Raw genomic sequence first — 21,067 nt, forward strand, 5'->3', positions numbered from 1 at the left:
TTAAAGTGCTTTGGCACGCTCCAATAGCGCATCTGCCAGTTTAATGATTTTTGAAGTTTCCAGCTCGGCTAAACCTCTCGCGGCTTCTGCCGCTTTGATCGCTTCTTTCTTTTTCTTCAATGCAATGCAGATATCTGCCAAGGTACCCTGATTGGAATAGCTCGATGGATTCAACTCTGCCGCCTGTTTTGCCAAGATATAACATTGTTTAAGGATAACAGGTTTAGCGACATCTCCTTTTGCATTGGCATTACGTCGGGCGATAAAACTAAGCTTCTCATCCTCGTCTTTTAGGAGCCCTTTCCGCAAGTTGTCAGTCAACGAAACAAACTCATTTTCTGTACCATGAGCTGCGACCCATTCAACCTGATACATTGCGGCCTCAATCTTGTGCTCCGGTTTATTTGACTGTTCAAAATAGGCCAGCCCCTTTCTAAATTCGTCGGCTTTGTTATCACGGATGTAACCATACATCGCATACCTCAAGAGCTGTATTTCCTTATTTTCAAATTCTGTTGCCAAGGCTATGCTTTTAAAATACGCCTTGTTTGATTCGAAAAATTTACCGTAACGGTCATCTATACGCTGTGCCATCATTTTAATCGTTTCCCAACCATTTGGACTTCGCAAGAACTCATCAGAGGCAACACTGTCCAACGCTTTTTTAGCATTATCTGTAGCCTTATTGTCCGTTTGTTCCATAACTTTTATGTAGCGCAATAGAAAGTTAGATTCACGAGTTCCCTGATCATACTGCCTGCGTAGATTCGGAATCTGATAATTAGGATCATTCGCTTGTTGCGCCTGCTTTAGGAAAAGATCAGCCTCCATACGGGACTGTGTTCTATAGATCAATGTCCCCTGTCCGTCCAGAAACAAATAGGTAGGAAAGCTTTTTATCTGATATTTTTTTGCAATGTCCACTCCCTCACCTACCTCACAATCGAACTTGGTATTAATAAATTTCGAATTAAAGTATTCCGCAACTTCGGGCTGTGAAAACACGTTGCCTTCCATCCATTTACAGGGTGCGCACCAAGAGGTAAAACCATCTAAAAAGATCAGTTTATTTTCTTTTTTTGCCAATTCCTTCGCCTCGCTAAAAGTTAGCTTTTGGAATTGTATATGTTCTTGTGCCAGCAATATTACAGACTGTACAAAGGCCAGCGATGTCAATAGTAGTTTCTTCATGAAAGTATTTTTTAAAACTTCGAACCAATCTTTGCGTATGATCGGCAAAGATTGGTTAGGTAAAAGCATTTATATTTTTTATCGTTCGTATTGTGGAATTCCTGGATTTAAGGAAAGTACTTTTGGCGGAACAGGAAGTACCATCCTAAGGTCTGTTGATTCCATCTCAAATACTTTATCGGCCAGTGGATGCTTAATTGATTTCTTATAATTGTCCGCAATAACCAAACGCTTCAGGTCGATCAATCTATCAGAAGCCGTAAAAGGCATCTCACGGCGTCTTTCTTCTAGAACCAACTGTAGCACCACTTTCGGATCACTAGCTGTCAATGCCCTATTATTTTCAATACGACTATTTCTTAGCGTATTCAAGAAATCTAAAGCCTCTACAGTGTTTCCACTACGCGCTGCTGCTTCCGCTGCGATCAAAAATAATTCTGGCGTATTAAATCCTGTGCTGAATTCAACATATGGGGCATAAAGCACACGTCCAGGAAATTTGACTAAATTAGGGCCAAAGGAGGCTTGATCGCGACAGAAAAATAATTCGTAGCGCTTGTCATTCGCTCCAGCTGGAAGATCTTTGGCATAAGTATCAATCAGTTCCTTCGATGCATAAAATTCAGCATTTTGTGTCCCCAATGAACTTGTACCTAATCTTGACCATACGGCTTCAATATTGGTTCTTGAATCTGGGAATTGTACTGTATTATCCGTCTTTAAGCAAACCCTTCCCCATGTTGTTTTGTCCTTATTTGTATATAAGCTATAGTCGATCAAATTTCTATTGGTGGATAGCGCCTGCTTGACATTCTCTAAAGCCTCTTTGAATTTCCCCTGATACAGATAAACACGACTCAAAAAAGAATACCCCACAAAGCGTACTGCCTGAAATTTATTTGATTGTGTTGTGCTTAAATTAGGAAGTGCCTCATTAAGATCTTTTAATACTTGGTCATAGATAACCTGTACTGACACACGCTCATATTTTTGATTTATATCTTCTTGCAAAACCAGCGGTACACCTAAGTCCTTATCCGCACTAGCTGGGTTATAATGGGCAGCATAGATATTGACCAGGCTTAGGTACTCAAATGCCCGGCCAATTTTTGCTTCGGCCCATATCCTTTTTTTCTCACCCTCCGAGCCATCGGATGAAGTCAATACATTATTTATAATTACGTTGTAAGTAAAGATATGACTATATGCCGTTTCCCAGTAGGGGTCATACTGACCATCTTCGAATATTGCGCCATGAGCAAGACTGTATAGCTGCTTTTTGACATAATCATAGTAATCAAAACTAGCTGCGGACTGCACATCCTGTGGATCACCCGATTGGAGGTTATCCGCCAGATAGTTTGGATAAACGGGAGAGGCACGTACCAACGACTGGTCATTTAATAATAACTTGTAATCGTTAAGAGCTTCCGGAATCGTGAACCCCTTGGGTTTTATATCTAAGTACTTATTGCAGCTGTTCAAAGTCAATAAGCCAAATAACAATCCAATATATATTTTTCTCATTATGTTTTCCTTTTTTAAAATCCTACAGATACGCCTAAATTATATACCACTGGAGCCAATACTCCCCTACTTGGGCTACTTACCGAACTAAATCCAGTCCAGACTTCAGGATCGAGATTATCCTTATTTGCGGCCCAGCGCCAAGCGTTTAATATCTGCCCAGTCAGACGTATATAACTCAGCTTTGTTGGTGCAATCCATTTACCTGGAAAATTATAGGATAGTGAAACATCTCTCAACTTAATATAATCAGCCTTTTGAACAAACTTATGTGCTGCATTATAGATATCTGAGATATTTCCGGAGGCCGCTGAAATGAAAGCAGGAGCAATATCAGGGTTATTTTCATCTCCCGGTTTTTTCCAATAATTCAACCAAAGCTTATCGAAGTTACTGTTATAGTTCAGTTCGGCGTATTTGCTCAAGAACTCGGGGCGAACACCTCGCATCACATGACCCCCATTGAAAATAAACATAAAGGAAAGGGTAAAGTCTTTATATCTAAATCCATTTCTGAAAGAAATATTATACGGCGGAATTGTCGTTCCTTCATAAATGAGATCGTCAACCGTCAGTTGCTGTGTATTCTCAACCAAACTACCGTCAGCTTTTCTTGCCAAAGGCCTTCCTTTATCGTTCAAGCCAGCATAATCGATGCTATATAAACTACCCATCGGGATACCTACTCGATTTTGAGGCGTATAATAATAATAGTAAGGCGTATTTTGTTCTACAAATAGATTCGTGATCTCATTTTTATTGTAACTAAAATTCAAAGTACCGTTCCAGCTGAACTTTTCGTGTTGGATAATTTTGCCATTAAGCCCCAACTCGATCCCCTTATTGCGCATATCACCATAATTAAGCAACACCATATCCCATCCCAATGTTGGATCTAATGGAGTATTTCCCAAAAGATCTGTGGTCTTTTTGCTATAAATATCTATAGAAGAGGAAAGTCTATTATTGAATAGGGAAAGATCAAGTCCAAAGTTGAATACACTTGTCCGCTCCCACCTTAACAGGGGGTTAGGAGGCGAAGCGATATAGGCCTGCATTTCACCATTAAAATAGTTTAAACTATTACTGACCCGCGAAATCAAATAAGGCCCATTGTCCTTCGGTACATTCCCATTCACGCCATAGGTCATTCTTAGAGACCAGCGATCTAATGGCCGCCAATCTATTTTTGGCAAATGATACAACGTCCCTATAGACCATAAAGGTTTATATTGATTTTTGATATCCGTACCGAATAGGTTAGATTGATCCATCCGTATACTTCCACTTAATGTCAGCTTTTTGTTGTATGTATAAGATCCGTTCGCATAAAAAGAGACAAATCTATCAACTAAATCCTGAAAACCGGTTTCTCTTTTCGAGATAGAATAACTATTAAACAGTGCCTGTGTATTTTGAATTTGAATTCCAAACAACTCTTCGTTAATTCCTTTATAAACTAAACTGCTTTCATCATAGCCATATTTATAGATATTGGTATATCGATTATTAATTTGCCTACGTTCAGCACCTGCTATAGCAACGATTTCATGTTTATCATGGATGGTGTTCTGATAGTTGAACTGACCACGTAAGGTATAACTATTGACATCATTGCGTTGTTCTGCAAATTGCCCTCCCTGAGGAATATTGCGTTTTATTAATCCATCTTTTCCGATCTGTGTAGCATCATTAACCATAGCACTGACCAACTGTGAGGCCTTTCTATTTAATGTTCCATTATAACCTTCGGTTCTTTCACTCTGATAGGATAAGTCGAAATCCAACCCTCTAGTAATCTTAAAGTTTGCTGCAAAATTTAAATTGAGATATTTATTATAAAACTTTTCATGTACAGCAGAAACATGATTTACAGGGATATAAGTCTCATCCTCCAGGCCTAATCCATTTAAGCGATCTATCTCATATTGAGATTTTGAATTAAACCACTGGGAAGCGGAACCGTCCTCATTACGGAGAAGATAATATGAAGCTTTTCCGCCAATATAATTGTCGTAAAAATTGAAACCAATGTCTCCTTCTCTATTTTGATTTTTCCCTAGAATATTCGCTCTTAAGTTAAACCAATCCGTAAACTTTAAGTTATTTTTCAAGCTAAATCCCAGTTCTTTATTGGTAGGCTTTCCTTTGTTATAATCTCCAGGCTGGTTATAATTCAACGAATAATGATAAGTATATCGGTCTGATCCTCCAGAAACCGCTAAATTATGCTGCTGGTCAAATCGAATCGTATTTAAGAATTCATCCATCTGACTAAAACGATCCCTATTTCGATAAACATCCAACTGCTTCTCCATTTCCTCCCCTGAGATTACACCTCCTTTCTTGTTATAGAGAATTCGGTAAACGTCATTCATAGCCTTCCTGGGGTCTATCGCAGCGTAATCGCCAGAACGATAATCAAACATTTCTTTTTGAAAGTTCACCAATTCAGCACTACTCATCTTATTCAGATAATTGCGACTTGGCAGCCCGCGAAAAGACAATGTATTGCTATAGTCGACCTTAGTTTTGCCTGCTGTACCAATCTTTGTTGTAATGACGATAACTCCATTGGATGATCGTACACCATAGATTGAGGCCGCAGATGCATCTTTTAGAACAGTAAACGAAGCAATTTCATTGGGATTAATAGCAGTGAGATCTCCCTCATAAGGCATTCCATCAACGACAATTAAAGGTGCAGCCTGCGCGTTGATTGTTGAACGACCGCGTATCTCAATGCCTAAATTATTTTTGTTATTTTGCGGACTAGCGGTGTTACGAACCAAATTCAGGCCAGGAAGCAATCCATCAATTCGATCTAATAGGTTTGGTTGCAATCGTCCCTCCATATCTTTCGCAGTGACTTGCGCGATGGAACCAGCAGCTCGCTCTTTACTGATCTTTTGATACCCTGTATTTACGGTTACATTTACCTCCTGCAATTGTGCATCTATTGCATGCAGCCTAATAGTTCCAAGATTATATTTTACCGGAAGTGAAAGTGGTGAAAATCCAACCATTGTAATCTCCAACAAATTGTTTGCACTGACGCTATTGATTTCAAAATACCCATTTTGATCTGTAGTCGTACCTTGTGGTACACCTTTGACACGAATGGTCGCACCTTGTAATGGACGATTATTATCATCAACAACAAAGCCCTTGATCAGCATCTTTTGATCTGATAAACTATTGTAATTCGAAACAATTCCCCCTTGTTCGACTTTTTCACGTACAACGATTATCTTTCCCTTAATTTCAAAACTAAGATTCAGATCATTCAATAATTTTTCAAGTGTTCCATTCAGTGTTCCTTTTTCAACATTGAGCTGAACCTTCGTATTTGGATCAATAGTCTTTGCTGCCCATACGTAGGAGTAGCCCGTCTGTTTATTGATGGTCAAAAAGACTTTTCTCAACGAAACAGATTTTTCATGAATAGATACACTTTGTCCGTAAGTTTTAGCTCCTACATGAAGCAAACAACAGGACATCATAATAGTAGTAAGCGATATACGCATAATGTTTCCCCTCCAATGCGACCTTCCCCAAAAGTCTGTCCGATCGCTGTTTTTCATAATTTCCGCTTGTCCGTGTAGGGCACGACAAACTTCTGCATAATTTTTATACATTTGTTTTAGGTTAAGAATTAAAATTCAGTTACAGTTAGAATTGCTTGACCAGAAGCCCTATTTGTTGCAAGCGTTTAGGGCTTCGTCTTTTCATTTAGATTGCTTTTTATCTACATAAATTGTGTTTTCTTTAAATTTGAAATTGACTTTTCCTGTACTCTCTAGTACATTGATAATATCTTTTAAGCGGCTATTACGGGACAACATCCCTTCAAATTTTTCTGACTTTATCTCGTTATCAAGGTAAACCACATTGACGTTATACCAAACAGAAATATCCTCCATAATAACAGACAGCGGTTCAGAGTTGAATATAAAATAACCATCTTTCAATGCATTACCGATTTCAGTATCTATGGTTCTACGTTGGATATGACCAGTATTGATATATGCCTCCTCTCCAGGAGATAAAATAATCTGCCTTTCTCCCTGCTGAACCCTCACTTTTCCTTCATATAAGGTAACCCTAAAGTCACTTAGACTTTTATTTGCCTTAACATTAAAATGCGTACCTAATACCGTCACGTGAATATTTCCGGTTTGAACATTAAATGGTTTCACTTGTGATAATTCTCCTGAGAGGAAGTATCTCTTTGCTACTTCAAAATAAGCTTCGCCGACCAATCGAACCAGTCTGAGACTATCTGTTTCATAATAATCCAATTGGGTCTCAGCATTCATCCAGACCTTAGTACCATCCGGTAAGAGAACGGCCATTTTACCACCTTTGGGGGTAGAAATAAGTAAGCTATCATTCCCTTTAGTCAGGTTATTGGGTAGAGTAGCGAAAGATAATACAGTATCTTTAGGTGAAATGGCGATCGAATCTCCATTTTTCAGGTAGATTGTACCTGCGGTTTGAGCGGGGAGGATTTTTACGTCTGGATTTGCCTGATATCCAGCATCCATCAGGTAACGAACAAAAAATAATGTTAACGTACCAATTAATACTGCAGCGATTCCATACGACCAAATCCTTCTGAAAGGGAAAATAGTTTTTGGAGCACTCAGATGCTCCTGTTCAAAAGTTTCAAAGGATGCTTCCCAATCGTAAGCATATAAGCCCTTCAAATCTCTGGCCAACATCTCCTTGTTATCCAACATATCACATACTTCTCGGTTCGAAGCCGCATTGAGTCGCCAAGAATCTAGTTGCAATTGCTCCTCATAACTTAATCCCTCAAGTTTTGACTTACTCAATAAATAGATGATATGTTCGGTTGTATGCTCCATATTGCTTTATATACTTAAAACAATATTTTGATTTCGTTTCTCTAAAGAGATGGGGGATTTTCTTATAACCAACTGAAAATCAAATTTATAATTTACAACCTAATAATACAGAAGAAGTAACAGTAGACAAAAAAACTGATCAGGCCTAAGCCTTTGTCTAAGAAGTTCAATTCCTCTTTTCTTTTGATTGTATACAGTACTTGTGGTAATACCTAAGGAAATCGCAACTTCTTGCGGGCTTAAATCTTCTACGACCAGCTTGTATATTACATGTCGACACTGTTCTGGCAAGGTATCTATAGCGTCGTGAACCTCACGTAACGTTTCCAGATAGATCATTTGATGACTGATTGGCAGGTCTATCAGATCTACCTGTGTGATATAGTTATCAGCAAGCTGTTGTGATCTCTTAAGTTGTTGAATCCGATTAAGTGCCGCGTTTCTGCAACTTGTATATAAAAAACTCCGGATCGACTCAAAATGATTAAAATCGCTTCGTCTTTCCCATAGTTTTAAAAACACATCCTGGACAATTTCTTCAATAATAACTTTATCCAAGTTCATTTTTTCGAGAAAATAACACATTGGACTATAAAAGGTTTTATACAAGAACTTCAATCCTTCTCTTTCACCTTCACGAAAAGATTCGATGAAATCTTGTTTATTGTGTTCTTGATTTACCTTGTTTTTCACAATTCAATATTACCTAAATTTTAAATAAATATGAACCGTCTGGGTTTAAAATTTCATATTCCGTTAGTTATAGATATTCTTGCTATTACATTTCAGTAAAAAACAGTATATATAATCCAAAAAAAGTAAAGTACTTGTTATTTCTTATAATATCAACGGCGCAGGCTCCTCATAATATTCCTCATTCCATTTTGCTAATTGACACATAATCGGAATAAGTGCCTTTCCTTTTTCAGTCAGAGCGTATTCCACCCTAGGAGGTAACTCTTTAAATTCTTCTCTCAAAATAATGCCATCTTCCTCCAATTCTTTTAAAGAGGACGTCAGTACTTTTCTTGAAATATTTTCGATCAATGCATCGAGTTGTCCAAATCGGGCTTTTCGATCTCTTAGGGTGTATATAATAATGGGCTTCCACCTTGTTCCCAAAATTCCCATAGAGCGTTGCATCGCGCATGAACAATTCTTAAAATCATTTCTCTTCATTGCAAAAACAATTGATAGTTACACAAAGGTAACTACTTTATACTATCAATAGTTACAAAAATACACTATTTAAAATATCTTTGTAAAGAAATTCGTAAATGATATAAAAAAATGAGCATACAAACACTTTTCAGTCCATTCCAATACAAAAATCTTGTATTAAAAAACCGTTTCGTCATGGCCCCTATGACACGAGCATTTTCTATTGACGGGATCCCTGGAGATGTCGTTACAGGTTATTATGAACGGCGGGCAGCTGGAGACGTTGGTTTGATTCTAACCGAAGGAACTGTGATCGAGAGACCAGCCTCAAAAAACTTAAAGGATATTCCAAATTTTTATGGAGACCAAGCACTAAATGGTTGGAAAAACATTCTTGATGCTGTCCACGCAAAAGGAGGTAAAATAGCACCTCAAATTTGGCATGTAGGGTATACGCCAATGCAGTGGACTCCGCCGGCAGCTTTTGAAAGTCCTGATACAATGACTTTGGCGGATATAGAAAATACTATCCAAGCGTATGCTGATGCTGCAAAAGCTGCCAAAGAGCTAGGTTTCGATGCCTTTGAAATACATGCCGCACATGGTTATTTGATTGATCAATTCTTTTGGGAGGGAATGAACCACAGATCAGATGAATTCGGTGGTGAAACAATAAAGCAGCGTTCCAGATTTGCTGTCGAAGTAGTGAAAGCAATGCGAAAAGCCGTTGGACCTGACTTTGTAATTATCATCAGGCTATCACAATGGAAACAGCAAGATTATACTGCGAGATTAGCCCCTACCCCAAAGCTGATGGAAGACTGGATCTTACCATTAGTTGATGCGGGCGTGGATATTTTCCATGGAAGCCAACGACGTTATTGGGAACCAGAATTTGAGGGTAGTGATTTAAATTTCGCCGGATGGCTGAAAAAGGTCTCTGGTCAACCGACAATAACGGTAGGTTCGGTAGGACTCGACAAAGATTTTGGTGAAGTATTTACAAATTCAGAATTTAAATCGTCTCCAGCTTCACTGGATGAACTGGTACGTCGATATGAAAGAGGAGACTTCGATTTGGTTGCAGTGGGTCGGGCAATTTTGCAAGATCCAAATTGGGTAAAAAAAGTTCAAGCAGAACAATTCGAAGACTTATCTATCTTTGAGTCTAAAAGCTTAGCAACATTGTCTTAGCTAGATCAATGCGCCAAGTATTCTAATAATTCATATTAACAGTTATATGATAAAAATCCGTAAAAGACGAGCATTCACTTTTATGGATAAAACAAGATATCCATTTGTGTTTGGGTATCTTGTTTTTTTTAAAATCATATGAACTTCCTCAGCTTAATTTTTTCTGATTTTGGATATCGACACATTATTAATAAATTGCTGTTAAAATGCATTTAACCTATCATTATGTCCGATACCCATATTTATATACTTAGTGGATTAGGTGTTGACCGAAGGGTATTTGACAAAATAAATTTTGGGGGCTTAAAAGTCATACACTTGGAATGGATCCCTCCAATTTCAACAGAATCAATTTCATGCTATGCACGACGATTATCCACTAAAATTACGACTAAATGTCCCGTTCTTATTGGATTATCTTTCGGAGGTATGGTTGCCATGGAAATAGCTAAAATTATTGATGTAAAACAAGTTATTTTACTCGCATCTGCAAAACATGAAAACGAACTTCCTAAACTTTATAAACTTATCGGAACACTTAGAATCCACAGATTTATTCCTACTTCAGTTCTAAAATCACATCATATTTTATCAAATTATTTCTTTAGCATAACCTTAAAAGAAGATAAAATGATGCTTAAACAAATACTACAAGATACTGATGCTAAATTTCTGTTTTGGGCGATCAGTCAAATCGTAAAATGGAAAAACAAGACTATTCCCAACAACTTAATCCATATCCATGGCAGCAAAGACCGCATTATCCCAATTAGAAATGTAATCCCCACTTTTATCATTCGAAGGGCTGGTCATTTTATGACAGTCACTCATGCAAAAGAAATTGAAACACTCATACAGGAGATATTATATAAAGATCTGAGTCATTAATAGCTATATCTAATCTTCAACGATCTATCAGCCGAACAACTACGATAAAGAAGTTTAACGACTAACTTTGGATAAATATTAGAAACAAAAACAGGTTAATTTTCCTTCCATTTAATGGTAGCTTATATTTTCATGTTATCTTTCAACGATTGAAAATTGTCACCACCAATTATTTTAATGTCAGGAAAAAAATTATATATACTCTACTATCATCCAAAATCTTTTCTTATCCTTTCATTTATGTCTAAAAATTCATTAATTTGTTCTACCAGTACATGGAAGACGCATTAAACGAATCCAAATTATTCCTAGCTTTTCTAAGAAAAGATGAAAAAGCTTTTGAATTCCTATTTCATAGGTTTTATTCGCCCTTATGCCTATATGCGATCAAGTTCGATATAGAAAAAGAAAGTGCGGAGGAGCTTGTCCAAGATGTTCTTTTAAAAATTTGGTCAACAGACTTTCATTTTGATTCTTACGACAAGCTAAAGTCATTTCTTTACCTGAGTACAAAAAATGCGACTATCAATTACCTGGACAAGCGAAAAAGACGCTTGACTAATTATGACAATTATGCCAATCAAATAAGCAGTATTGTTGAAGACGATAGCAGGTGGATTATTTATGCAGAAACATTACAACTGATCAAAAATGTATTAGAAAAACTACCTACTCAATGTGCTACCATTATGAGATTAAATATCATAGATGGTCTAGATACGAAAGAAATTGCACAAAAATTAAATATAACTAGCAGCACTGTTTACACACAGAAAACAAAGGGGTTGGCTTTGCTAAAACAGTTATTGGACAATGGCGATTATCTTCTAGTGTTATTATTAATCGACACATTCAAAAAATAAAAACACTAACAATCAGATAATTACAAATAAAACAAAAAAAGGAATAGCAATTCTAGCTTCGAATTCTGTTATAATCATAAATACTAACCAAAGAATTTATGGAGCTGAGCCCTTTCGAAGTAAGTGAATTAATATCTGCAAAAAAGCTTGGGATCCTATCCGATGAGGGTGAGACAAAATTGAATCATTGGCGCTCCTCCTCAGCACAGCATGAAGAGTTATTTCAAACCCTGATTTCAAATAATACCTATGAACAGGATGTTGATTGGGCTTTTTCTTTACCCGTTCATGAGGTAATTGAAAAAGCAAAAAGTAAGATTACATTTGAACGACCTAATCTCTTTCATCTTTTTATTAAAAAATATGGGATTGCTATTGCTGCCTGTACAATTGCCGCGCTATTTATCCTCCTTTGGAATCTTAAGCTCGATCGTACCTCACGGAATATTGTTCCAGGTAGTTTTCGCGCTTCCATTCAACTTGAAGATGGAAAATCACTACAACTACCTGTCGAAAAAAAATATTTCAACATTTCTGAAGAATTAAAAAAAATCACGTCAAATAATCCTTTAAAACAGGAAAAAACATTGATTATAAGCACTCCCAAAGGAGGTCAATATCATATATTGCTTCCCGATGGCAGTGCAGTTAGGTTAAACGCGGCTTCCACGTTGATATTTCCGGAGGAATTTGATCATAAACAAAGGACGGTAAAGCTTATCGGGGAGGCTTTTTTTGAAATCAGCAAAATTAAAAATGGAGATGGCACCGCTGTTCCATTTTTTGTACAATGTAATGAGCAGGAAATTCAGGTACTGGGCACAAAATTTAATGTAAGTAGCTATAGTGAAGACAAATCCACAATCACAACACTCATGGAGGGATCGGTAAAAATCAATTATAATAGTACCGCCACAAAAGAAGCTATCATTTTAAAACCAAACGAACAGGCCATATCGACCGCTGGTCAAAACACTTATAAACGCGAAGTAGATAATCAATCCGATATTGCCTGGACTAAAGATCAATTCGAGTTTGTCGCTGAGCCCTTGGAAAGCGTCATGGTTAAACTTGCGCGTTGGTATGATTTCGATTTTGAATTTATAGATCAAAAACTAAGGAAAGTAAAAATTGAAGGAATTATTCCGCGTTATGCTAGTGCTGAAGATTTATTTAAGTTATTATCAAAAGCCAGTAACGCCAATTTTATTATAGAAAAATCAAAAGTCAAAATAAACTAACATTATTAATCTAATATCACTAAAAGAAAGGAGAACACACCCGCAAATTTATGTCAGATCGATTAAGGAGACGCGCCAACGTCCCCTTAATAAAGTTAAAGGATCGTAAACTACCATTATTTAAAATCAATTAACCGTAACAAATGTATCATTTTTTTACCAAAAAAGATGTTGGAGACTTCTTTTGTGTAGTCCCGACAGATGAACAAAGTACAGGTGAAAAATCTGTATCGCGTATATTTACCAATGCGCTTATGAAAATCTCTTTATCATCACTGCTACTTTTAGGGATGATCGGGGTCCAGGCCAATACCATGGCACAAAGAGTCAATATCAATAAAAAAAATGTTAGTCTGCGAAAGATACTGCAAGAAATTAACATTCAGACGGGTTACCATTATTTATGGGCAGCACCAAATATTGATCCATTGACCTGTACCTCTGTCTCATTTAACAATCTCCCTTTACAAGAGGCATTAAAAACCCTTGAAAAGAATACGCCCATTTTTTTCGAACTGGAAAAAGATATGATCATGGTTAAACAGCGTCAGTCTGAAATTGGTGGTATTCAATTAAAAGAAACAATACTACTACTTAATCTTAAAAACCAGTCCAAAATAAGAGGAAAAGTTGTTGACGAAAATGGCAATGTACTTGTCGGCGCCAACGTAATGATACAAGGAAGAAAAAAAGGTACCATCACTAATAGTAATGGAGAATTCACTTTAGATAATTCTTCCGTAGGAACAAATATCATCATATCCTATATAGGGTATGAAAGCATCACTATCCCAGTCACAAACAATCTCGGAGTCATCACACTGGCATTAAAAACGGGGACATTAAATGAGGCTACAGTAGAAGTCAATACTGGATATCAGAAACTCCCCAAAGATCGAGTCACTGGATCTTTCAGTTATGTTAGCGGTGAAAAACTGGAAAGAAAACTAGCTACAGATCTCAAAAGTGCTCTTGAAGGGCAAACAACAGGATTAACTATTGATAAGGCCGGCAAAATAGAAATTAGAGGAGTCTCGACCTTTAATGCACAAAAAACACCTTTGATTGTAATTGACGGTTATCCCGTTGAAACAACAATAGATGATATCAATCCAATGAATATAGCGAGCATAACTGTGTTAAAAGATGGTGTGGCCGCATCAATCTATGGTTCTAGAGCAGCCAATGGGGTCATTGTTGTTACTACAAAGTCTGGACAAAATAGTGAACCTAAAATAAGCTATTCAGGTTTTGTAAATATTATTCAGAAACCACAGCTAAAGTATCTGAATAAAGCGACAACATCGGACTATATTGACGCAGAGATAGACCTTTTCAACCTGAATCCAAATGGTCCCTCAACGATGGATCCATATAACATGAGCCGGGTGACCTATCTGTTGATGCAAGAGCGTGAAGGGAAGATTAGCCATCAAGATGCAATGGCTGAGATCAATGGACTTCGCGGTATCAATGCTTTAGATCAAATCCAGGATCTGTTTTTCAGAAATAAAGTAACCCATCAGCATAACATTAATATCGCTGGCGGATCGCCTAAAAGCAGTTATAATTTTTCCGTCAACTATCAACAGACCAAGGACAATCTCATTAACAATGATTCAAAACGATTAATCACCGATTTTAAAAACGAATGGCAGCTTTTTCCATTCTTAACCGCTGGAGCTGCTGCCAATTTCACGTATAATAAAGGGAATAGCACTTCATTTACATATTCTACCATCTACGGTCCAGAATTGGCAGGTGACAATTATCAATCTTTAGCTGGTTTTTCAGGAGGATCAATGATTATGCCGTATACCAATCTATTGGACGACAATGGCAATCCGGCAGCAATATGGGGTATCAGTCAATATAAGGTAAATACCTACAAAAACACCCCCGGCATGAAGTCCTGGGATTATGTTCCTTTAGAAGACATGGGAAAAATGCCCAGTTACAGCAATATCTATAATTTTAGGATGAGCGGGTTTCTAAGAGCTAATATCGTAGAAGGACTTACAGCAGAAGTCGGAGGTAATTGGGTCAAAGGAACGGCAAATGTCAAAAATATCCAACGGGCAGACTCCTATAATGCTCGTATCGCCTATAACGATGGTACCTCCAAATCAAATCCCGCTAATCATTATATTCCCGATGGAAGCATCTTGGACGAATTCAAAAATATCAATGAAACCTGGACGCTTCGTACACAGCTCAATTATAGCAAAAACTTCTCCGATAACAAACATCTGTTGCACGCCTTAATCGGAAACGAAATCAGAAAAATCACCTCTGACAACAATAGATTGGCTACCCGAGCTGGCTATAATGAAAATGCAGGTTCATTTATCCCTGTCAACATCAAAGATTTTACTGCTGGAATTTACAACGCAGATATGCTATTTCCCAATGGTGGCGTATCGCTGACCGATGGTTCACTAACTTATGGAGATAATCGCTTTGTATCCTGGTATGCCAATGGATCATACGAATATGACAATAGATTTATCCTAAGCGGAAGTATCCGACTAGATCTTACCAATTTCTTTGGTACAGATAAAAAGTACCGCTACAAACCGATGTGGTCGCTTGGAGGAACTTATAAATTAAGTAACGAGAAATGGTGGGATAAAGCTGTTTTCAGTAAACTTAATATCAGAGGTTCCTATGGTATCAATGGAAATATTTCCCTGAGAAATGGTCCGTTTTTGATTTTGAGCGTGGGCAGCTACAGTCCTACAACGGGAGGAGTTTCCTATGGAATCTCCTCGCCTCCCAATAAGCAATTGCGCTGGGAAAAAACGAATATTGCCAATGCGGGAATAGACTTTGGTTTATTCAACAATACGATAGAAGGTAGCTTTGATTATTACAACAAGAACAGTTCTGACCTCTTAGCTGCCGACGCCGCAGATCCGACTCTAGGTTTTAGCTCCCTAACAAAAAATGTAGGGAAAATGACCAATCATGGATTTGAGCTTGGGCTCAACGTCCACGCTATCAAAAATAGTAGATTTAGCTGGGATATTTTGCCCAATATCTCCTTTAACGCAAACAAAGTAAAACACTACAATGTAAGCCGCCCGTACACAGGTAGTTATACTACTCCAGGAGGAATCATGGTTGCTGGATATCCTTCAGACGGGTTGTGGGGCTATCGTTTTGCAGGTCTTAATGAACTCGGTCAAACACAAGTTTATACTAGAGACAATCAGGTTGTATTGGCAAGCAATGCTGAAGTTACCGACTTGGTCTATCAGGGGACCTTTAGACCAAAATGGGATCTTGCTTTAACAAATCGCTTCAGCTATCAAAATTGGGACCTATCTTTTATGTTTATAGCAAAGCTAGGCCATAAATATAGGAAGGATACGTTTAGTGGATCCAACTATCAAAACCGACATGTAGCCGAAAGATGGCGGAAACCGGGAGACGAAAAGAATACAATATATCCCGTTTTGGAAGAATGGAATATGGATATGTTCTCCTTCCCTTTTGCGGATGTCAATGTAGGTAATGCCAGTTATGCCAAATTAAGGGACATCACACTTTCCTATAATCTCGAGAAACTGAGCAAAAGAATTGGTCTTACCAACGCAAGAATATTTGTCCAGGGCAGAAACCTATTTCGTATTACGGCCAAAGATGTGGACATAGACCCCGAAACTACAGAATTCAATGTAAGTGGTGGTACTGGGGCAGGAACAGATCAAGGATTTACCTCACTGCCTTTACCACGCGAGATATTTATTGGTTTACGATTCGGACTCTAACCTAAAAATTAATTGAAATGAAAAAAATAATATACCTTGCACTGGGCCTGGTCTCCATATCGACCTTCTCCTGCAACAAATACCTGGATGTTAAACCTATTGGACAGTTGATTCCTTCAAAAGTCGAAGATCTGGAGAATCTATTGAATAATACAAATACCATTAGCTCATTTTATGCAGACAACAACAGAGGTTGCTTCTATGCTTTTATGGGTGACAACCTAACGATCAGTGAAAATCAGGCTATATATCTATACAAAAGTACGCACCCGAATGTAGATCGTTGGGCTGCATTTAAATTTTATTACCCCTATACGAATCCGATAGATCCCCAATACACATGGGAGTGGGCTATCTATCGTGCTGCGGGCATATTCAATATTGCCATTGATGAAGTTTCAAATCTTAAGGGGGAAAATTCAGATCTGGGTAAAATAATTGTTGCACAGGCAAAAGCTGGAAGAGCTTGGTCCTATCTTGTCGGAGGACTTGGGTATGGCCCAATGTACGATCCCGAAGGTAAAAATGATCAAAAAGTGCTTCCTTACCGGACAACAGGTTCACCTAATATTCCCAATCCCGATCTCGCCAGCACAAATGAAATTATAAATCTGGCAGAAAAAGATTTGCTCGATGCATTGACCGGCGCTCCAAATACCGTTGGAAACCCAACCCGTGCAAGTAAGCCAGCAGTTAATGCCTTGTTAGCACAGCTATACATGTTCAAAAGAGATTGGACCAAAATGTCCAAATATGCAAATGATGCATGGGCGCAAGCCATTGCAGCCAAAGGTAATACTGACAATCTTATCTATAACCTAAATAAATTCAGTTATAGACAAGATCCAAATGCATCTCCACCAGCTGGTACCGATGCCGAAGTTGGTCTTGAGTTACTAGGCGAAGATAATTTACTGAAACAGACTTACAATAGGGAACAACTATTTTATCGCCCTACCCCCTACAGCTATTCTCCCTATCCTTCGGAAGAATTTATCAAGCTATTTGATAAAAATGCAGATCGGAGATACAAGCTATTTATGCTCAAAACGCTGGGCTATTCAGTGGTTGAAGGCGGTGTGAAACATGATGATGGTGTACGCCTTAAGTATTATAGAGACAACAAAATGATCGCTTCACAGGGAATGACTTATCCCGAGCTGCTATTGATAAAAGCGGAAGCAAATGCAAGGTTAAACCAAATGGGACAAGCGTTAATCGATCTTAATATCCTGCGCAAATATCGCTATTCAGGCGCAAATACAGATCTTCCAAATGGCGGGGCTTTTAGTCAGGATCAATTACTAGAGGAAATTCTGAAAGAACGTAGACGGGAAATGCAGCTTGGCACCTATCAACGGACATTCGACATCAAGAGATTGGCACTAGATAAAGGAAAACCTTGGTCGAAAACGCAGGTCATCCATACCATAGGTAACAAATCCTACAAAGCGGATATCATCAGTAAATTTTTTACATTACAGATCAATAATCCGACCATACTTGCCAATCCAAGCTGGAATTTACAGCCCAATAGCGATCCATATCTACCTGCTGGATTAAATTAATAGGTCTATCAATCGTACATTAAAATTTAAACTTTATCATGAAATCTAAAAATATAATAATAACAGTCCTTGTGGCACTATTTTTCTTCTCATTTAATACCCTATTTGCTCAGATCGATCTGAAAATAAAAGGAAAAGTGACTGGCGACACAAAAGGATTTAATAAAATATATGTATACAGCCATCAGTCTCAAGATTCTGCAGAAATCAGTTCAAATGGCGAGTATCAAATGCTTATTAAATCCGATTTTCCTGACATAAGATATATTTACCTTCAATATGACATCAAAACAAAAGGTGGTTATTCCCCATTTCCATTGTTTATCGAAAAATCAGGAACATTGAATCTTGATTTTGAACTTGGCAAAGATCTCTTTTCAGCTCAAATAAATGGCCCCGCTCGTTCAGTTGCATATTTTAATTATTCCAAAGCTAAAAAATCCGCTACTGATAAGATCGGAGAAGAAATAACAGCTAAATTTGGTGAAGATGCTCTGAAAGAAGGAGCTACCAATTATGATAATGCAATTGACTATTATTATAAGCGTCAAACACAATTAAATGACTCGCTATTTACAAAATATTTTGATCCTAATGGATCCGATGCGCCCTTTATGCTGTTAGGAGTGGTCAGCAGTCTCTCTCTCCCACAATTAGAAAGCTATTTTTCCAAATTATCTCCTCTGATCAAAGAAACTAAAGCAGCCAAACAGGTAGATGAAAAAATCAATAGCAAAAAAAGATCCAGTATAGGATCTACTGTAGCGAACTTCGTTCTTCCCGATACCACCGGAAATGATTTTTCGTTCAATAAGCTCAAAGGAAAATATGTATTGATCGACTTTTGGGCTTCTTGGTGCGGTCCATGTCGAATCTCATTTCCTAGGCTCAGATCGGTTTATCAACAGCTAAAGGGTCAGAACTTCGAAATTATCAATATCTCCATTGACGCAAAGCTTGACGACTGGAAGAAAGCGGTAAAAGAAGAAAATAATCCATGGCCACAACTACACGACAAAACAAATTTATCAAAATCGGCTTTTTTTGTCAGCGGAATTCCTACCGCATATCTAATTGATCCGGACGGAAAAATTGTATTTAGTAGCGTAGGATCCGACGAAAATGGCGGTGGACCGATGGAGGAAAAACTTGAATCCGTATTTGGCGTCAAATTAACCAAATAATGAAAATATGCCCCGCTGTAGAAAATAGCGGGGCATGTTAAAACTATATATCATTGAGGATTCGTACTGATTTGACTTCTTACTACATTGTGCAGCCACCATAAAGCGGAATATCTCTAATGCCGCCGCTTGCACCAGCCTTCTCCCCGTATTAAAAAAATCAAGTATTTCTTTTACCAAGAGACCGTAACTAGCAGAGGATCCCAACGTAGCAATACCATTTTCACCAAAAGCTATCCCCGCAATAGAATTCGCGCCTTTCCTTATCCCTCGCGGCGAACCGATACCCTAGTCTTTCCAATACCCAAATGCTAACGCCTGATCAGGATGAAAAATCTGATCCATTCTATCTGGACTAACGGGACTATCCTCCCCTTATATAATAATATCATATAAAACAATAACAGTAAAAAAGAAGTTATAAAATAGAATACTGGTTTTCACAATTCATTCAGCACCGTCATCAGATCTCAAATAAATACCAAATATGTTCAAAAGACTTTTATTTTATTTCCTATTCGCTCATCTATTATGCTCTACAATGCAAGCACAAGAAAAACTCGCTCTAGATCCGAAACTAGAAGTCGCGGCATCTTTTGGGGCCCACCGTCCCATAGGCGTCAGCGCAACTTCGACAAATAGATTATTCGTATCATTTCCTAAACAAAACAAAGATTACCGGTACGCCCTTACTGAAATCATTGATGGTAAAAGCACCCCCTATCCTAATGAAGCTTGGAATAGTCAAGGAGACGAGCGCTCACATTTTGTAAACGTTCAGGACATCTTTGTGGATGCACAGGACAACTTATGGGTATTAGACTCTAAACCATCAACCTCTGGGTCTATTTTCGGCCCAGATGGTGCATCTCCTACCGGACAATTCAAACTCCTTAAAATCGATACAAAAATTAATCAAATAGCACGTATCTATACATTTGAAGATCTTGACAAAGCGAAATCAGGTTTGAACGATGTACGCATTGACCTCGAAAAAAATCTAGCTTATCTTTCCGATCCTGGTCAGGCCGCAATAATTGTTCTTGATCTTCAATCAGGAAATAGTAGAAAAGTACTGGAAAAAAGCTCCTTCACATTAGCTGATCCGCAAGTTGTCATTTCCTATTCCGGCATAGACATGCGCTATAAGGACGGTAACCCCTTTCTCTCTCACGTTAACGGGATAGCGCTAAGTCATGACTTTAATTATTTCTATTTTAAACCAATTAATAAAAAGAACTTATACCGCATTGCTACAAAGTACCTTGCTGATGATACACTATCCCAATCAGCCCTGCAAGGAAAAGTAGAAGACATGGGAAATGTAGGCGTCACACATGGCTTACTTGCCGATCGGAACGGTAATATTTATCTGACGACCTCAATGGATTACAGTATTAAATACTTGAGTCCAGATGGACAAATTCATTTATTGACACAGGACCCCAGATTGTTATGGCCAGATTCTTTGGGTATAGATGGTAATGGTTATCTTTACTTTTCATGCGCACAACTATCCAGAGATCCGCAATGGAACAATGGCATAGACCGAGTTGAATTACCCTATCAGGTTTATAAAATAAAGTTGCCAAAGTGATGATGTATA

Annotated in this window: 14 protein-coding genes; 8 read left to right on the plus strand and 6 right to left on the minus strand. The window is 37.9% G+C overall.

Annotated elements, in window-relative coordinates; genetic code table 11:
* The 6 genes from AC07UV_RS02675 to AC07UV_RS02700 form a co-directional block, all read right to left on the minus strand.
* Positions 1-1,191, minus strand: coding sequence for a thioredoxin family protein (locus tag AC07UV_RS02675; protein ID WP_495182646.1), 1,191 nt, complete (start codon positions 1,189-1,191; stop codon positions 1-3).
* Positions 1,192-1,269: 78 nt separating this feature from the next.
* The gene (locus tag AC07UV_RS02680; protein ID WP_495182647.1) at positions 1,270-2,718 is read right to left on the minus strand and encodes a RagB/SusD family nutrient uptake outer membrane protein; all 1,449 of its coding nucleotides are present in this window, start codon (positions 2,716-2,718) and stop codon (positions 1,270-1,272) included.
* 14 nt (positions 2,719-2,732) lie between these two features.
* Positions 2,733-6,356, minus strand: coding sequence for a SusC/RagA family TonB-linked outer membrane protein (locus AC07UV_RS02685; RefSeq protein WP_495182648.1), 3,624 nt, complete (start codon positions 6,354-6,356; stop codon positions 2,733-2,735).
* A 90-nt stretch (positions 6,357-6,446) separates the two neighbouring features.
* Positions 6,447-7,589, minus strand: coding sequence for a FecR family protein (locus AC07UV_RS02690; protein ID WP_495182649.1), 1,143 nt, complete (start codon positions 7,587-7,589; stop codon positions 6,447-6,449).
* A 99-nt stretch (positions 7,590-7,688) separates the two neighbouring features.
* Positions 7,689-8,282 carry an RNA polymerase sigma factor gene (locus AC07UV_RS02695; RefSeq protein ID WP_495182650.1) on the minus strand — a complete coding sequence of 198 codons (594 nt, stop codon included), beginning with the start codon at positions 8,280-8,282 and terminating at the stop codon, positions 7,689-7,691.
* A gap of 144 nt (positions 8,283-8,426) precedes the next feature.
* On the minus strand, positions 8,427-8,768 hold the full coding sequence (locus tag AC07UV_RS02700) for a winged helix-turn-helix transcriptional regulator (protein ID WP_495182651.1): 342 nt from the start codon (positions 8,766-8,768) through the stop codon (positions 8,427-8,429).
* Positions 8,769-8,879: 111 nt separating this feature from the next.
* On the opposite strand from AC07UV_RS02700, the gene AC07UV_RS02705 reads away from it, so the two are divergent.
* The 8 genes from AC07UV_RS02705 to AC07UV_RS02740 all read left to right on the plus strand — a co-directional run bounded on the left by AC07UV_RS02705 (position 8,880) and on the right by AC07UV_RS02740 (position 21,058).
* On the plus strand, positions 8,880-9,944 hold the full coding sequence (locus AC07UV_RS02705; protein WP_495182652.1) for an NADH:flavin oxidoreductase: 1,065 nt from the start codon (positions 8,880-8,882) through the stop codon (positions 9,942-9,944).
* Positions 9,945-10,169: 225 nt separating this feature from the next.
* Positions 10,170-10,832: an alpha/beta hydrolase gene (locus AC07UV_RS02710; protein ID WP_495182653.1), complete on the plus strand. Its 663-nt coding sequence runs from the start codon at positions 10,170-10,172 to the stop codon at positions 10,830-10,832.
* 275 nt (positions 10,833-11,107) lie between these two features.
* Entirely contained in the window at positions 11,108-11,695 is a 588-nt protein-coding gene (locus AC07UV_RS02715; protein WP_495182654.1) for an RNA polymerase sigma factor, read from the plus strand.
* A gap of 98 nt (positions 11,696-11,793) precedes the next feature.
* Positions 11,794-12,936, plus strand: coding sequence for a FecR family protein (locus AC07UV_RS02720; RefSeq protein WP_495182655.1), 1,143 nt, complete (start codon positions 11,794-11,796; stop codon positions 12,934-12,936).
* Between the two features lie 143 nt (positions 12,937-13,079).
* On the plus strand, positions 13,080-16,709 hold the full coding sequence (locus tag AC07UV_RS02725; RefSeq protein ID WP_495182656.1) for a SusC/RagA family TonB-linked outer membrane protein: 3,630 nt from the start codon (positions 13,080-13,082) through the stop codon (positions 16,707-16,709).
* Between the two features lie 17 nt (positions 16,710-16,726).
* Entirely contained in the window at positions 16,727-18,277 is a 1,551-nt protein-coding gene (locus AC07UV_RS02730; protein ID WP_495182657.1) for a RagB/SusD family nutrient uptake outer membrane protein, read from the plus strand.
* A 38-nt stretch (positions 18,278-18,315) separates the two neighbouring features.
* The gene (locus AC07UV_RS02735; protein WP_495182658.1) at positions 18,316-19,461 is read left to right on the plus strand and encodes a TlpA family protein disulfide reductase; all 1,146 of its coding nucleotides are present in this window, start codon (positions 18,316-18,318) and stop codon (positions 19,459-19,461) included.
* A gap of 541 nt (positions 19,462-20,002) precedes the next feature.
* Entirely contained in the window at positions 20,003-21,058 is a 1,056-nt protein-coding gene (locus AC07UV_RS02740) for an L-dopachrome tautomerase-related protein (RefSeq protein WP_282253517.1), read from the plus strand.
* The last annotated feature ends 9 nt before the right edge of the window (positions 21,059-21,067 follow it).

It is taken from the genome of Sphingobacterium sp. GW821-FHT03E03 (assembly GCF_059420745.1).

Coding starts and splice junctions, on each gene's coding strand:
- AC07UV_RS02675 (WP_495182646.1), bottom strand. CDS start 1,191: ATGAAGAAACTACTATTGACATCGCTGGCCTTTGTACAGTCTGTAATA.
- AC07UV_RS02680 (WP_495182647.1), bottom strand. CDS start 2,718: ATGAGAAAAATATATATTGGATTGTTATTTGGCTTATTGACTTTGAAC.
- AC07UV_RS02685 (WP_495182648.1), bottom strand. CDS start 6,356: ATGTATAAAAATTATGCAGAAGTTTGTCGTGCCCTACACGGACAAGCG.
- AC07UV_RS02690 (WP_495182649.1), bottom strand. CDS start 7,589: ATGGAGCATACAACCGAACATATCATCTATTTATTGAGTAAGTCAAAA.
- AC07UV_RS02700 (WP_495182651.1), bottom strand. CDS start 8,768: ATGAAGAGAAATGATTTTAAGAATTGTTCATGCGCGATGCAACGCTCT.
- AC07UV_RS02705 (WP_495182652.1), top strand. CDS start 8,880: ATGAGCATACAAACACTTTTCAGTCCATTCCAATACAAAAATCTTGTA.
- AC07UV_RS02710 (WP_495182653.1), top strand. CDS start 10,170: ATGTCCGATACCCATATTTATATACTTAGTGGATTAGGTGTTGACCGA.
- AC07UV_RS02715 (WP_495182654.1), top strand. CDS start 11,108: ATGGAAGACGCATTAAACGAATCCAAATTATTCCTAGCTTTTCTAAGA.
- AC07UV_RS02720 (WP_495182655.1), top strand. CDS start 11,794: ATGGAGCTGAGCCCTTTCGAAGTAAGTGAATTAATATCTGCAAAAAAG.
- AC07UV_RS02725 (WP_495182656.1), top strand. CDS start 13,080: ATGTATCATTTTTTTACCAAAAAAGATGTTGGAGACTTCTTTTGTGTA.
- AC07UV_RS02730 (WP_495182657.1), top strand. CDS start 16,727: ATGAAAAAAATAATATACCTTGCACTGGGCCTGGTCTCCATATCGACC.
- AC07UV_RS02735 (WP_495182658.1), top strand. CDS start 18,316: ATGAAATCTAAAAATATAATAATAACAGTCCTTGTGGCACTATTTTTC.
- AC07UV_RS02740 (WP_282253517.1), top strand. CDS start 20,003: ATGCAAGCACAAGAAAAACTCGCTCTAGATCCGAAACTAGAAGTCGCG.